This is a genomic window from Campylobacter sp. CNRCH_2015_1657 (assembly GCF_025772685.1).
GTDB lineage: Bacteria > Campylobacterota > Campylobacteria > Campylobacterales > Campylobacteraceae > Campylobacter_D > Campylobacter_D lari_D.
In genome coordinates this window covers 65,021-79,919 of sequence record NZ_JAKMSO010000008.1, presented here as the reverse complement: position 1 = coordinate 79,919, position 14,899 = coordinate 65,021, and the positions used below count along the sequence as shown (strand labels likewise).

Genomic DNA, 14,899 nt, shown 5'->3' with positions numbered 1-14,899 from the left:
CATGCCATTACTATTATTTTTATAATTAGTGCCTAAAAAATTAACCCCATCGTCATAGACCTTGCCTAGGTTGATTTTGGTACTATAAATAAAAGTGTTATGAAAATTTCTAAATAAACCTTCTAAACCCATACTACCTACATTAGAATGCTTATTAAAAGTTAAAAATCCAGCACTTGTATCACTAAGTATTTTATGATAAATACTTGAAGTAAAGTAAAATGATGAATTAGTATTAATCCACACAGGATAAGAAAAGTCTATACCGAAATTTCTAGAAGTACCATAAAATCCGGCATTTTCATAATCTTCTCCCAAGGAATAATTTCCTTTTGATACACTTGGAGTAATTTTTAAATTTCCTAAAAAGAAAGTATAACTAGCTCCATAGTTGATTTGTTTTTCATTGCTTGATTGTAAGTAAAAATTATAATAATCCCCCATATTAAATATAGAATTAAATCCCATGCTGATGCCTATTCTATATTTACCAGAACTTTCAATACCATAATTATCAGCATATAATAATACATTAGCCTTAGTATCAGGCACTACTTCTATAACTACATCAGTTTCTCCTACATTCTCTCCTGCTTGTAAGCCTGCTAGGGTTTGTACTCCATACATTTCATTGACTTTATATGCGCTATCTTCTATTAATTTAGTGGAGATAATTCTACCTTTAAGTTTTTTATCTAATTTATCTTTTATGAAATGATCTTTGATCGAGGTTTTGTTTTCTATTATGTGTTTTCCAAATATTCCTAAAGCAATGTTTAGTTCTATATTGCCATCTTCAAAATTTTGTTTTGGAATAAACACTGTTGCAGCAGGATAGCCATTAACTTGGAAATAATAAGCAACAATATTTGATACATCTTGCAAATCTTGGATATTAAATTTTTTCTGTTCATAATTTAATATGAGATTATGTAATTCCTCTTCTTCAATTCCTAAATTTTCAAAATCAATTCCTTTGTTTGTGATGTGAAAATTATAGTGAGTAAGTATTTCTTTTTCATAATGTTCTTGGTGTGTATTTATGATTTCTCTAGCATCTTGAAATTTTTCATAATTTTGTTCGGTTTTTAAATTTTCTTTTAAAGCTTTGTTTTGTGGTATATTTCTATCAGGGGATAATTCTATTATTTTTATATTGTCATTTGTAGCTCGTAAAGCACATGCTAAGATTAAGGTGCAAACAATAATCTTATGCATTTAACTTTCTTTAATTAGCACAAGGGTTCATAGCTTTAAACCCATCACTTACAATACAAGTTTTTTTACGAGCTTCTATATCAAGTTCCCCAATTTCTTTGATTATTATTTCATCTTTAACTAAATCATCTCCTAAAGAATTAAATAAAAATAAATTAGCAATATTGTCATTAATCATTGCAGGATAGTTTTGACTATTGTTTAGACTTGATTTTGCTTGATTGTTTTCTAGTGTAGGAATGCTAGGAATACTAGGTGTTAGATCAGTCCAAGGTAAATCAGGTTCAACAGGAATACTAGGTGTTAGATCAATGCTTTCTAAAATAGGTTTATATAAGTCATATTGATAATCTCCCATTATTAAAAAACTACCTTTATTGTGTTGATATTCTATTTTATTTTTAATTTCTGCTAATCCTAATTTGGAAGCTATTGTTTCTTGTTGTTTTTCTAGCATATTGACATTTTTAAGTAATTGAGCTAGCTTATTAGGATCTAGTGAAGAATTGTTTTTTATATAGTCATTATAAGATTTTTCTGCTATTTGAAGTTGTAATTTTATATTTTCCAATTCTTTTAGAAGTTGTTGTGAATTTAAAACTATATCTTTTAACTCTCCTTTTAGAATTTCTAATATACTTATTTTTTTCTCAATTGTTTTGTCTATATTTGATTTTATATTGTTTTGATAAAAATCTTTTACACCTTCTTCAAATTTATCATTATTTGCATTATTTAATCCGTTGTTTTGATAAGCCATTATAAAATCTAAACTTTGAACTATCTTCAAGGCTTGTGATTTATTATTTGCTGTATCTTTGATGAAGTATTTTGCCACAAAATCTACTTTTTCATCTTCTGTCATTAGATTATAATCTTTTTCTGCTAACATATCCAATAAAACATCAATATATATTTTATAATGCTGATTGATAAGATCTGCTAGAATTTCATTTTTGATGACATCTTCATATAAATCATCTTTACCAAGGATGGCTTCTTCTTGTATGATATTGTCTATATTTGGGTAATTAATTTCTATTTTATTTGAAAAATCTGGTTTTTTTGGTAGTTCTATAATAGGTCTTGCTATTGTATTATCTTTACTTAAAAAATCTTCAAATTTTAAATTTTTATTATCATCATTATAGGTATGAATATTAATTTTCATATCTTTCCATAATTTTAAGTCGCTAAAAACATCATTAAAATCATTTTCATGATGATAAATATGTATATTCTTAAAAGCTAAATTTACATTTTTATCGTTATAGGCACTAATAAATTTTCCACTTAAATTTTTACCATCATTTGCAAAAGATTGTATTTGGGAGTCATTTTCAAAAAATAAATATATATTTTTAAAATCTAAATTAAATTTTTGAAACATTGAACGCCCTTCAATATATCCGATAAACCCAGCAGCATTGGCAAAGTCTTTTTGTCCATAAGCTTGTATATTTTTTATATCATATATGCTTATGTTAGAAAAACTTCCTTTACCTTCTTTTTGAATCCATCCTGCAAAACCTCCAACATTCACCATTCCACTTTTGTCTTTTTCAATCTTGCCTGAAATAGTGTCAATATTTTTTATTGTGATATTTGAAAGAGATAAATTATCACTTCTATATCCTTCTATTTTTCCTGCAAAGCCACCGCTTGCAGCACGAGTGCCTTCCATGGAGTTATTATTAATGCTTTCTATTTTTTCAGCTTCTATGCTAATATTATCAAAAACACCTCCATTAGCAAAACCTACAAACCCGCCAGCATAAGCATTTCCTGTATCAAAAAAATCTTCTTCCAACGAGCCATCTTTGTTATCTTGACTAATGCTTTTTACATTTTTAACACGCACATTGATGTTTTTAAAATAAGTATCACCAGAATCAATACTTCCTACAAATCCACCAGCATAAGTATGGCGTAAAGTAGTAAAAGTGGAGGTTATGTTGTTTATATCTAAATTTATATTTTCAAGATCAGCATAGCCTATATTACCTGAAAAACCACCTGTAACAAAACCTCCATTAATTTCATCAATTTGTCTTATATCGATATTGCTAAATTTTCCTCCCCATACTTCTCCGGCAAAACCACCTGTATATGTTGCTTTTGTTGTTTTATCATTAATAATTTTATTTATTTGTGATATGTTTATATTTTCAAATTTTCCATTGTTAATTCCACCTACAAAACCTCCAATATGTGATCTATTTTCAAGGCTAATACCGCTGATTTCTCTTATTGATTTTATATCAATCTTGTTAAAGTTAGCACCATTAACATATCCTATAAAACCTCCTGCGTAGAGGTTGTTTTTATTTTGTGTAGAGATTTTAGAGATATTTTTTAATTCTATATTTTCAAATTTACTGCCACCACTTGCATGTCCTATAAAACCTCCAGTATACATTGAGTTTGATAGAATAGAATTATCGTTATAATCAATTATTATATTTTTAAATTCAGAACCATTAGCATTTCCAAATATACCAACATATCTTAAAGAATCTGATAATACATTTGTATCTATGAATATATTTTTTAAAGCAAAATTTTGTCCGTCAAAAATTTTATTATAAAAGCTATTATCTTCTATAATTTCCCAATTATCATTGTAAATAGGATCTTTATATCCTACTATCATATTGGTGCAACCATATCCTTCTATACAGTAATTTGCATAGTTTTTTCCTTTAAAATCTATATCATTTGTTAGTCTGTATTCAGTAGCTGTATTTCTAAAATCTTTTTTATTTTCATTCCAACCTTTGGCAAAATGCCACCAATCAACATCTGATGATATTCCTACAAAATCATATATGTTAAAGGAGCTATTATTATGTTTTATATTTTGAAAATCAGTTTGTTTAAGTTTATCAAAAACTGCAAAAGAATTAGGATCGTAGTAATATCCACTAGCATTTAAATATATAGAACCTCTTTCTTTAGCGCTTACTTCTAATTTTGATAAAGAATTTGCGTTTATATTTGATGCATCAATGTCTATTTCGTTTCCTATAAGTTTGATGTTTTTTGAGTTGATTTTAGTTAATAAATCATTTGAATTTTTAATATTTGAATTTAATAAAATTTTATTTCCTATAAAGACAACTTCTTCAGCGTTAATATTTCCCATATTAACTACATTACCATTGTTTTTATCTAATTTTATAATGGGTGATTGTATGGTGTTTGTTTTTCCATTTGCAAATTTTTGCATTTCATCAGAACTTATTGATGAGGTTGAAGCTACAAAGCGATTGGCATTGATAGTTCCTGTTTTAGTTATGATTACTCCATTAGGATTGATTAAAAAGACATTATTGCCACTTGCATTTAATAAACCTTCTATGGTGGATTTATTTGTACCATGAGCAATGTTTAGGTAGTTTTTGTTAGAGCCATTAAAATTTACACTTTCGTTTTTACCTATGCTAAATCCCCCCCCCATTGTATTACAGAATTTTGCCCATTTCCGTGGATATTCATATGATTATCATTTATGCTAATAGAACCACTAGTTCCATGTGTAAATTTACCACCACTAGGTAGCGCTAGACTTTGATCAAATAAGATAGAAATAACAATACCAGATAAAAGAATATGGTTAGAAAAACTAGACATCAGCTATCCTTAAATAATTATTAATATCAATATGTAATTTTTAAATATATTATAGCAAAATTTATTTATAGTTAAATAAAAACAAATAAACATAAACAATATAAATAATTATTATGCATATTTTTGTTATATAATTTGCTTTTAGAGTTAAGGTTTATATTAAATGAAATTTTTAATTTTTTTATTTAAAGAAAGCAAGTTAAAAATCATTCTTTTTTTGCTTTTTAGTATTTTTACGAGTATATTGGGTGTGCTAACTTTAGTTTTCATCAATGAGTTTTTATTAAAAACTAGCCTTGAAAACTCAAATATCATTGTGTATTTTGTGCTTTTATTGCTTGTATTTTTTGCGAGTTCTTCTTTTGTAGAAATTGCACTAAGCTCGTTTGGGCAAAGCTTTATTTTTAAAATGCAAAGAAGGGTTGTAAAGCAAATTTTAGATACAAGTGTTTTGAGTGTTTTAAACACTACTAAAGCAAAGATTTTAGCTTCTTTGAATAATGATGTGCGTAGTATTTCTTTTGGGCTTTTAAGGCTTCCTGAATTTATACAATCAAGTGTTTTGATTATTTGTGTAAGTGCTTATATAGCTTATCTTTCTTTAGAAATTTTCTTTTTGTGTTTAGCGTGGATAGTGTGTGTTTTTTTGGTGGATAATTTTTTGATGAGTAGGGTGTATTTTTATTTTAAAAATGCTAGAGAAAATGATGATGCTTTGCAAAAAAACTATCAAAATATTTTACAAGGGCATAAGGAATTAACCTTAAATCCTTTAAGGGCGAAGTACTATTATGAAAATGAGTTTGAAAAAAATGCTCTGAAAAAGAAAAAAAGCTCCACTATAGGAAATATCTTGCATATTTTATCTAACAACTGGAGCAATAGTGCTATGCTAGCTTTAGTAGGAGTGGAGTTTTATATAGCTTTAAATTATGAGCTTGCTAGTTTGCAAAGTGCTACGACTATTGCTTTGAGTATGCTTTTTTTAAGAGCGCCACTTGGAGCTATGATAGGAAGTTTTCCTACGCTTATGATGGCAAAAATTGCTTTAGATAAAATTTCAAATTTAAATTTAGAAAACTATTCTCATGAGTTTAAATTCAGTCAAAATAAAAAAACTTGGCAAAAACTTTCTTTTAAAGATGTATCTTTTGCATACAATGAAAAATTTGCACTAAAACCTGTAAATTTTGAGCTTAAAAAAGGCGAATGTGTATTTTTAATAGGTAAAAATGGTAGCGGTAAATCTACTTTTTCTATGATTTTAGCAGGGCTTTTTACAGATTTTAAAGGAAGTATTTTTTTAGATGATGAAAAAGTAACTTCGGAAAATATTTATGAGTATAGAAGTTTAATTAGTGCGATTTTTAGTGATTTTCATTTGTTTGAGCATGTTTTAGAAGATGAAAAATTTAGCAAAGAGGATTTAGTATATTGGCTTGAAATTTTAGAATTAAATGAAAAAGTAGAGCTTGTAGAAAATACTTTTAGCACTATAAAGCTCTCAGCTGGACAAAAAAAGCGTCTAGCTATGCTTAATGCTTTGCTTGAAAAAAGAGATATTTTGATTTTAGATGAGTGGGCAGCTGATCAAGATCCTATGTTTAGGAAGTTTTTTTATACTAAACTTTTGCCACTTTTAAAGCAAAAAGGTATTACTATATTTGCTATAACTCATGATGATGTGTATTTTGATATGGCTGATAGAATTTTACTCGCACAAAATGGTCAAATTTGTGAATTAAAAGGCGATATAAAAGAATTAGCAAAAAATGCAGTAGAAAAATTTTAAAGGAAAAAAATGAAAAAATTACTCATTTTATGTGTATTTTTAGGAGTAAGTTTGATGGCAAAATCTTTTGAGCTTGTAAAAGAGCCTGTGCTAACTACACAAATGGTTGAAGGGATTTTGGAGCTTGCAAAGAAAGAAGCAAGAAAAAATGGCTTTCATGTAAGTATTACCATAGTAGATAAATCTGGTCAAATTTTAGCGGTTTTAAGAGATGATAAAGCGGGTGTGCATACACTTAATGCTAGTTATAAAAAAGCTTACACAGCCACTTCACAAAAAAGAGAAACAGCGGTCATTTTTAAAGGTGTAAAAGAGGGTAAAATACCTGAAGATATTCGTTATTTAGATGATAAGTTTTCCATTATGCCTGGTGGGGTGCCGATTTTTATAGATGGAGTTGTTGTTGGTGGTATAGGTGTGGGTGGAGCACACTTAGATGAGGATGTAAAAATAGCTAAAGCAGGGATGACATTTTTAAAATAGGCTTTGAAAATCAAAGCCTATGATTACTTAGCTTTTGCATAAATTTCTTTTTCAATGTCTATGTAAAATTGTGCGATAGCTTTGTAAGCTTCTTCCCAAGCTTTTAGTGTAGTTTCATCTGCATTTAATACTACTTTAATAGCCTTTAAAAGACAAGCGCCTACTATAGGGTAATGTTCTTCTTTGACATTTAATTTTGTATGAGTGATAGCTACTTTATCAACAAAGCTTCTCATATTTTCTAAATTTTCTACATTTTTTGCTGCCATTAAAATAGCCATTGCTAAAGCTTTTGGTTGCTCGCCTGAAGCTTGTTTTTCCATATTAAACATAGGTTTTACTTCAGGATATTCTTCAAACATGATTTTATAAAATTCTTTAGTTAAAACTTCGCCATTTTTTTGTAAAACCGGCACACAATCTTTGATAATTTGAATTTGTTCTTGTGTCATTTTATCTCCTTTGTATATTGTATTTTTGATGATTATATAAAAATGAGAGAAAAAATATCTTGATTTATGTTAATTTTGTATTATTTTATTTTAAAATGATTATGTATATCAATTTAAGTAAATATAAAGTGAATTATTAATATAATAATCCTTATCAATTTCAAAATTTAAATTAAGGAAATTTATAAAATGAAAGCGAAAGTAGTTTTACTATCTTTACTAGCTGCTATGAGTTTAAGCGCTCAAGAGCTTACGATTTATTCTCATCGTCATTACGATTCTGATAAAGGAATTTTCAAATTATTTCAAGAAAAAACAGGCATTAGTGTAAATGTGGTGCAAGCTAAGGCTAATGAGCTTGCTAAAAGATTAGAAGTTGAAGGTAAAAATTCAAAGGCAGATTTGTTTATGACTGCTGATGCGGGAAATTTAGAACAAGTTCGCACAAATAATCTTTTTGTACCGGTTAGCTCACCTGAGTTAGAAAAACTTTCTCCAAAAGAATTAAGAGGTAAAAACAATGAATGGTATGCTTTTACAACAAGAGCAAGAATCATCATCGCTTCTAAAGATAGAATTAAAGATGGAGAGATTAAAACTTATGAAGATTTAATTGATCCTAAATTTAAAGGTAAAGTTTTAGTAAGAAGTTCAAATAATGTTTATAATATTTCTTTGTTAAGTGCAATGATTGATACTTTGGGTAAAGAAAAAGCAAAAGAATGGGCACAAGGCATAGCAAATAATCTTGCACGCACTCCAAAAGGTGGGGATCGTGATCAAATTCGTGCAATCTATGCAAAAGAAGGCGATGTAGCTATATCAAATAGTTATTATCTAGGTCATTTAGCAAATTCAAAAAATCCTAAAGATGTTGAAGCTGCAAATTCAGTAAAAGTGATTTTTCCAAACCAAGATGATAGAGGAACGCATATTAATGTAAGTGGTATAGGTGTTTTAAAAACTTCTAAAAATAAAGAAGCTGCGGTTAAATTTATCGAGTTTATGCTTTCAAAAGAAGCACAAGAAATTTTAACAAACCAAAACTATGAGTATCCGGTAAATAAAGAAGTAAAACCTGCTAAAATTTTACAATCATGGGGTGAGTTTAAAATCGAAAAACCAAATTTTGAAGCTTACTGGGGTAATGCTAAAGAAGCTTTAATGATTTTTGATGAAGTTCAATGGAAATAATTTTAAGGAAAAATAAAATTTGAAATTTTTAAGTCTAAGGTGGTCTTTTGCCACCTTTTTTTTCTGTAGTTTAATCATACTGCCTATACTTGCTATTATCTTGCATCTTCCTTTTATAGATATTAACACCTTAAAACATTTGAGTAAAAATGTCTTGCCACGATATATTTTTGGTAGTGCTTTTATATTGTTTGGTACTTTAGTGTTGTGTTTGATTATAGGTTTAGTTAGTGCTTATTTGATAGCTTTTTATAAATTTTTTGGCTCGAAATTTTTTGAATGGTTTTTGATTTTACCTTTGGCTATACCTTCTTATGTGATGGGTTTTGTTTGGATTGATTTGTTTGAATTTCAAGGTTTAATTCCCACGCTTTTAGGGGTTGATAGGCGTATAGATATCATGAATGCATATGGTGTGATTGTGATTTTATCTTTTGCACTTTATCCTTATGTGTATTTTTTTGCTAAAAATACTTTTGCTTATGGACTTGGAAATATCATTTTAAGTGCTAAAACGCTTAAGGCTTCTAATTTAAAAACATTTTTTAAAGTGATTTTGCCATTTTGCCGTGTGGGTATAGTGGGTGCTTTGCTGTTGGTGGCTATGGAGGTTTTGAGTGATTATGGCTTAGTGGCGTATTTTGGTGTAGATACTTTTAGTGCAGGAATTTTTAGAACATGGGGAAGTGGCGGTGATGAAGTGAGTGCTGTGGCTTTGAGCGTGGCTTTGCTTGTATTTATCGCACTTTTAATGCTTTTAGAAAAAATTCAAAGAGGTAAAAAAGGTTTTAATCAAAATGTATTTTTACCTACTCCAAAAGATGAGTTAAAAGGCTTTAAGGCATTTTTAGCCTTTTTGTGGTGCTTTTTGGTGGCATTTTTAGCCTTTGTCGTGCCTATTGTGTGGCTTGTTTATTGGGCTGGGTTTGATTTTATGCAAAATTTAAGCAATGTCTTAACACCTGCATTTTATAGTCTTAGCGTGGCTTTGGTGAGTTCTTTTACTATTGTGGGGGTGGCATTTTATTTGTGTTTTGTGGTGCGTTTAAACGATACAAAAGCTTCTAAAATCATCCTTTGGCTTACGACTTTGGGGTATTCTTTACCTGGAGCTGTGGTAGCTGTGGGAATTTTAGTGATTTTGGGTGTGTTAAATTATATTTTTGATCTTTTATCTTTTGAATATGCCATAGGTGGTGGATTTTTGGTGTTGTTTTTTGGGTATTTTGTGAGGTTTTTAGCTTCAGGGATTTTTGCAACTCAATCAGGCTATGAGCGAATTTCTAAAAACATAGACTATGCGAATTTAACCTTAAAATCAAAACCACTTAAAATTTTCACTCAAATTCATTTTCCTTTGATGAAACATTATTTAGCTTTGGCTGTGGTGATTATTTGTGTGGATATTTTAAAAGAATTGCCTATTTCGACTATACTTTCACCTTCAGGTTTTCAAACGCTTTCATCGCTTGTATTTGCTTATAGTGAAAATGAATTAATTTATAATGTTTCTTTGCCATCTTTGATTATAGTGTTATTTGGGATTATCCCTACATTTTTAATGCATTATTTGCAAAATAAAAACAACCAAAAAGGACAATAATGGAAATCTTAAAAATTGATAATCTTTACAAATCTTTTGGAAAAACAGAAGTTTTAAAAGGAATTTCTTTGAGCTTAAGAGAAGGTGAGATTGTCAGTATTTTGGGAGAAAGTGGCTGTGGTAAGAGTTCTTTGCTTGGTTGTATAGCAGGTTTTTTTGAAATCAATGATGGTAGCATTTATATAGGGGATAAACTAGTTGCTTCTAAGAATGTGTATTTAGCCCCACAAGAGCGTGATGTGGGAGTTTTGTTTCAAGATTATGCTTTGTTTCCGCACTTAAATGTAGAAGAAAATATATGCTTTGGTATAAGCTCTTTAAGTAAAAATGAGCAAAAACAAAGACTTGATGAAGTTTTAGAAATTTTAAATTTAAATACACTTTTAAAGCGCTATCCAAATGAGCTAAGTGGCGGGCAAGCCCAAAGAGTAGCACTAGCAAGAACCATAGTCGCAAGGCCAAAAATCATACTTTTTGATGAACCTTTTTCAAATTTAAATCACACTTTAAGTGTTAAAATGCGCAAAGAAATCAAAAATATCTTGAAAGAACATAAGCTTAGTGCTATTTTTGTCACACATGATAAAGACGATGCTTTTTATTTATCAGATAATATCGCTTTGATTAAGGATGGGAAAATTTTAGACTATGGAAGCGCTAAAGAGCTTTTTTACAAGCCTAAAAATATAGATAGCGCTTGCTTTTTGGGCGAGGCATTTTTTATAGATCCAAATACAATTTTAGATGAGAAATTCAAAGCATATTTACAAAGTAAAAATGGCATTTTACGCCCTAATGATATACAAATTTCAACTTCACAAACTCCTTTAAAAGCTAGCGTTTTAGAATGTGTATTTTATGGGGATTTTTATGAGCTAGGCGTGAGTTTGGAAGGACATATTTTTAGCATTTATCATCATAAAGAGCTTAGTAAAAATGATGAGGTTTATCTTAAGTTAAGTGATATAGAAAGTTTTTAATCACTCTAATTCATTTTCAAACATATCTAAAATTTGCTAAAGATTATAAAATAAAGTAAAATCACAGCAAAAAAAGGAAATAAATGATTAGTGTAGAATTGATAGAGCATATTTTTAAAGCTGCTTCTATATCAAGGTGGAATGATTATCCTAGAATGACAAATTTAGTTGAGCTTGATAAACAAGCACATAAATTCATCATTGCTTATTTCATTGCTAAAATGGAAAAAGATGTCAATATGCGTTTTATCATAGAAGCAGGAATTTTTGAGTTTTTAAGTAGGGTGGTAGTGACTGATATACGCCCTGATGTGTATCATGAGATAACGCGTGCAAAAAATGAGCAAGTAAGTGCTTGGGTGTTAAGTAAAATCGCACCAATGATTCAAGATATAGAAAATGGTGAGTTTTTAAAACGCTATGAGCTTTTTTTGCAAGGTAAAGATTGTGCAAAAGAAAGGCTTGTTTTAAAAGCTGCTTCGTATTTTGCGACAAGGTGGGAGTTTAATATAGTTTATCAAACTAGTTCATTTTTAAGTGATATTGATGAGATTAAGGCTAAGGTTGAAGAAGAATTAGAAGATTATTATGAGTTAATTGGCGCAAGAAAAATAGCTCTTAATCAAAAAATTTCTAAAATAATCGATCTAAGCGGACGCTTGCGTTTTCAAAAAAGATGGGCACAAACTCCAAGGATTCCAGAAACTGCGGTTTTAGGACATATGCTTGTGGTAGCTATTTTGTCTTATTTTTATTCTTTAGAAGTAAAAGCATGCGATGGTAGGATAGAAAGCAATTTTTATTGTGCTTTGTTTCATGATTTACCCGAAAGTTTAACTAGAGATATCATCTCTCCGGTAAAATATGGCATAGATGGTTTAAATGAAATCATCAATGAGTATGAAATGAAACTTATTAATGAGAAAATTTTACCTTTTATACCACTATCTTTTAGAGAAGAATTTAGTTATATACTTGGTATTAGAGAAGGACAAAATGAAGAAAGTGCCTTTGTAAAAAATGAATTTGAAAATCGTATTTTTAATAACAAACCAAGTGTTTATAGTGGTAGTTTAGATGCGGTTAATGAGGATCGTTTTAAGGCTATTGATGGAAAGGCTTTGAAGTATTGTGATAAGCTAGCAGCTTTTATAGAAGCGGCTTTATCGATTAGCTATGGAGTAAAGTCTAAAGAGCTTGAAAGCGGTTTTGTGGGAATGTATGAATATTTTAAAACAAATCCGACTATTAATGGGGTAAATTTCTTTAGAATTTGTGAGGATATTAAAGGGTATTTTAAACTTTAAAAACCCTCCCCCAGATGACTGCGGCACACACTAAGTCTAAGTGCTCTGCTGTGTTCCCACCCTGAAGCGGTGCTTAAAAATAGCATTGCACAGGTCTAAGAGAAGGCAGTTGAAATAATATCTTAAAATATCTTAAAAAACATTGAGGTGAAGTATGTTGAGTATATTTGCAAATTTTTTATCTAAATTTAGAGAATTTTTTGTTCCTAGTCATCTGTCTTTAGAATTTAGAGCAAAATCTTTTGCGGCTATTATTGTGGCAAATAAAAATATAAAAGCAGAAATTTGGCAAGTTTTAGCTGATATTGCTAGTGAAATTTATCCAAAAGATAAAAGCAGGCAAGCAATTTTGGTGCAAACTTCTAAAGAATATGTAGATAGAGTTTTAAAAAGTGAGCTTAGTTTGGATACTTTACTTAAAAATATTGCTTTGCTTTTGAAAAAAAATCCAAGATATATACAAAAGATAAAATTTGATAAACTTGAGCGTTTAATAGATAAAAATGAAGAAGAATCTTTGGTTCAGCTTAGGGTGTATGAATTTTTTGAGCAAGAGGTAAAATATATCTTAGAGCAAAAAATATAAATAAAACATGAAAAGCTAAAATTAGCGTTTCATGTTGATTGCTTTTTGTATCATTTGATCGGCTGTTGTGATACTTTTACTACTTGAATCATAAGCTTTTTGTAGAGTGATTAAGTTAGTAAAAGCTACCGATAAATCTACATTAGATTGCTCTAAATAAGAACCTTTAAAAGTTGCTGTGCTGAAATTTCCATTAGCATCAAGTAAAAAAGTTGGATTACCGCTATTTCCTGTTTGCCCATAAAGATTTTCCCCTAGCTTTTCCAAGCCTTGTTCGTTTGTAAAATTAAACAAAGCAAGTTTTGCCATAGCTATTTGATCTCCATTGGTAAAAGTGGCGATGATAGTACCATCTGTGTTAATAGAATAATTATTTAAAAACCCCTCGCCCTTACCATCTGTTTGTGTATGCACTGAAGGTTGTTTGTTTTGTAAAGCATGAAGTCCATCATAGCCTGAATTTGGTATATTTGGATCATAATAAGAACCAAGATTTATATTAACCCTTGTTCCATTGTTATCTACTGAATTTAAGGTGTTAGATACTAAAGCTCCAGATTCGTTAAAAGTGATTAAACCTTCAGTTGTTCCACCTATTTTATTGCCATCATTATCATACACTTGTGCAACGGCTTTGTATTCTAAATCTGTACCATTTTGCGGTAAAACTCTATCTAATTTAACTTTTACCCAACTAATAGATCCATCAGGATTTATTAATTTTGCAGAAAGTTCTGTGCTATCAGCTACTTCTTTTTCAACGCTTAAGTGAGATGATTCTAGTTTGGCTGTTTCTAAATCGACTTTATCTAGTTTTTGATTGTCGATACTAAAAGCTAAATTTTCATCTAAAGTAGCTTGTAATGTTTGACTAGCACCCTTTTCATCAGTGATTTTAAAATATATAGTATCGCCAGGTTTTATACCATAAATTTGTTCATCTTTTACACTACCTGAAATTTTTACACTACCATCTTCATTTTTACTAAATTCAAATTTAGAAGCATCTACATCTACATTTACTGCTTCTGTTTTGGTGCTTGTGTCTAAATTTCCACTCCAAGTTATATTTTGCGTTGGTTGAGGTGGTAAGTAAAGATTTTTAGGTACAGAAATAGGTCCTTGAGTATTAACTCCGCCCATTTGTAAATTCTGTCCAGGTGTTCCACTCCAAGCTGTAGTGACTTTTTGTCCCATAATCTGACCAAACATATTAGAAACTCTATCACTTAGTTGAATTTCTTGTAATGATGGATTCATAGTTCCAAGTACATAATTTCCATTTGAATCTACTAAAAATCCATTTGCATCAGGTTTAAAAGCACCATTTCTAGTATAATAAACCCCATTAGCATTACTTACACCAAAAAAGCCTTTTCCAGCAATTGCTACATCAAATTCATTATCGGTAGAAACTAACGGACCTTGTTCAAAAATATCATTAGTAGCTCCTGCTACACTACCATAACCAGTTTGACCTTTGTTATATGATTGTGTTGTTATGGTGCTATAAAATACATCTTTAAATGCCACATCAGAGTATTTAAAACCGACTGTATTGACATTGCTTATATTATGAGCGGTATTGTCTATACCATAACTTTGGGATTTTACTCCATTTACTCCATTGTAAAATGCTGTAAACATGATT

At 29.6% G+C, this 14,899-nt stretch carries 12 protein-coding genes and 1 other RNA gene; 7 read left to right on the top strand and 6 right to left on the bottom strand.

Annotation, left to right across the window (positions count from 1 at the left end; genetic code table 11):
- The 3 genes from L8X27_RS06470 to L8X27_RS06460 form a co-directional block, all read right to left on the bottom strand.
- Positions 1 to 1,218 (bottom strand): ShlB/FhaC/HecB family hemolysin secretion/activation protein (locus tag L8X27_RS06470; RefSeq protein WP_263671529.1); only part of this gene is annotated, 1,218 nt, incomplete at its 3' end.
- A gap of 10 nt (positions 1,219 to 1,228) precedes the next feature.
- A complete protein-coding gene (locus L8X27_RS06465; RefSeq protein WP_263681158.1) occupies positions 1,229 to 4,678 on the bottom strand; it encodes a filamentous hemagglutinin N-terminal domain-containing protein in 3,450 nt (1,149 codons plus the stop codon).
- Entirely contained in the window at positions 4,657 to 4,851 is a 195-nt protein-coding gene (locus L8X27_RS06460) for a hypothetical protein (RefSeq protein WP_263662111.1), read from the bottom strand. Before L8X27_RS06460 ends, L8X27_RS06465 begins: the two co-directional genes overlap by 22 nt.
- A gap of 163 nt (positions 4,852 to 5,014) precedes the next feature.
- Between L8X27_RS06460 and L8X27_RS06455 the strand changes: the two genes are divergently transcribed.
- Together L8X27_RS06455 and L8X27_RS06450 are read left to right on the top strand one after the other, a co-directional pair.
- Positions 5,015 to 6,643, top strand: a complete 1,629-nt coding sequence (locus tag L8X27_RS06455; protein ID WP_263681157.1) for a multidrug ABC transporter permease/ATP-binding protein — start codon at positions 5,015 to 5,017, stop codon at positions 6,641 to 6,643.
- Between the two features lie 9 nt (positions 6,644 to 6,652).
- Positions 6,653 to 7,126, top strand: a complete 474-nt coding sequence (locus L8X27_RS06450) for a GlcG/HbpS family heme-binding protein (RefSeq protein ID WP_263681156.1) — start codon at positions 6,653 to 6,655, stop codon at positions 7,124 to 7,126.
- Positions 7,127 to 7,149: 23 nt separating this feature from the next.
- Here L8X27_RS06450 and cgb read toward each other — a convergent pair whose 3' ends face one another.
- The gene (gene cgb, locus L8X27_RS06445; protein ID WP_039619438.1) at positions 7,150 to 7,578 is read right to left on the bottom strand and encodes a single-domain globin Cgb; all 429 of its coding nucleotides are present in this window, start codon (positions 7,576 to 7,578) and stop codon (positions 7,150 to 7,152) included.
- Between the two features lie 189 nt (positions 7,579 to 7,767).
- On the opposite strand from cgb, the gene L8X27_RS06440 reads away from it, so the two are divergent.
- The 4 genes from L8X27_RS06440 (at position 7,768) to L8X27_RS06425 (ending at position 12,662) form a co-directional block, all read left to right on the top strand.
- Positions 7,768 to 8,772, top strand: a complete 1,005-nt coding sequence (locus L8X27_RS06440) for an extracellular solute-binding protein (protein WP_263681155.1) — start codon at positions 7,768 to 7,770, stop codon at positions 8,770 to 8,772.
- A gap of 19 nt (positions 8,773 to 8,791) precedes the next feature.
- Positions 8,792 to 10,375 carry an ABC transporter permease gene (locus tag L8X27_RS06435; protein ID WP_263681153.1) on the top strand — a complete coding sequence of 528 codons (1,584 nt, stop codon included), beginning with the start codon at positions 8,792 to 8,794 and terminating at the stop codon, positions 10,373 to 10,375.
- Complete coding sequence (locus L8X27_RS06430) at positions 10,375 to 11,355, top strand: ABC transporter ATP-binding protein (protein WP_263681152.1); 981 nt, start codon at positions 10,375 to 10,377, stop codon at positions 11,353 to 11,355. Before L8X27_RS06435 ends, L8X27_RS06430 begins: the two co-directional genes overlap by 1 nt.
- Before the next feature lie 83 nt (positions 11,356 to 11,438).
- Positions 11,439 to 12,662: an HD domain-containing protein gene (locus tag L8X27_RS06425; RefSeq protein WP_263659558.1), complete on the top strand. Its 1,224-nt coding sequence runs from the start codon at positions 11,439 to 11,441 to the stop codon at positions 12,660 to 12,662.
- A gap of 4 nt (positions 12,663 to 12,666) precedes the next feature.
- Here L8X27_RS06425 and ffs read toward each other — a convergent pair.
- Positions 12,667 to 12,764, bottom strand: an RNA gene (gene ffs / locus L8X27_RS06420) — signal recognition particle sRNA small type.
- 52 nt (positions 12,765 to 12,816) lie between these two features.
- On the opposite strand from ffs, the gene L8X27_RS06415 reads away from it, so the two are divergent.
- A complete protein-coding gene (locus tag L8X27_RS06415; protein ID WP_263671524.1) occupies positions 12,817 to 13,248 on the top strand; it encodes a hypothetical protein in 432 nt (143 codons plus the stop codon).
- Between the two features lie 21 nt (positions 13,249 to 13,269).
- Here the strand turns inward: L8X27_RS06415 and L8X27_RS06410 are convergent, their stop codons facing one another.
- On the bottom strand, positions 13,270 to 14,895 hold the full coding sequence (locus tag L8X27_RS06410; RefSeq protein WP_133319032.1) for a flagellar hook protein FlgE: 1,626 nt from the start codon (positions 14,893 to 14,895) through the stop codon (positions 13,270 to 13,272).
- Positions 14,896 to 14,899 lie beyond the last annotated feature (4 nt).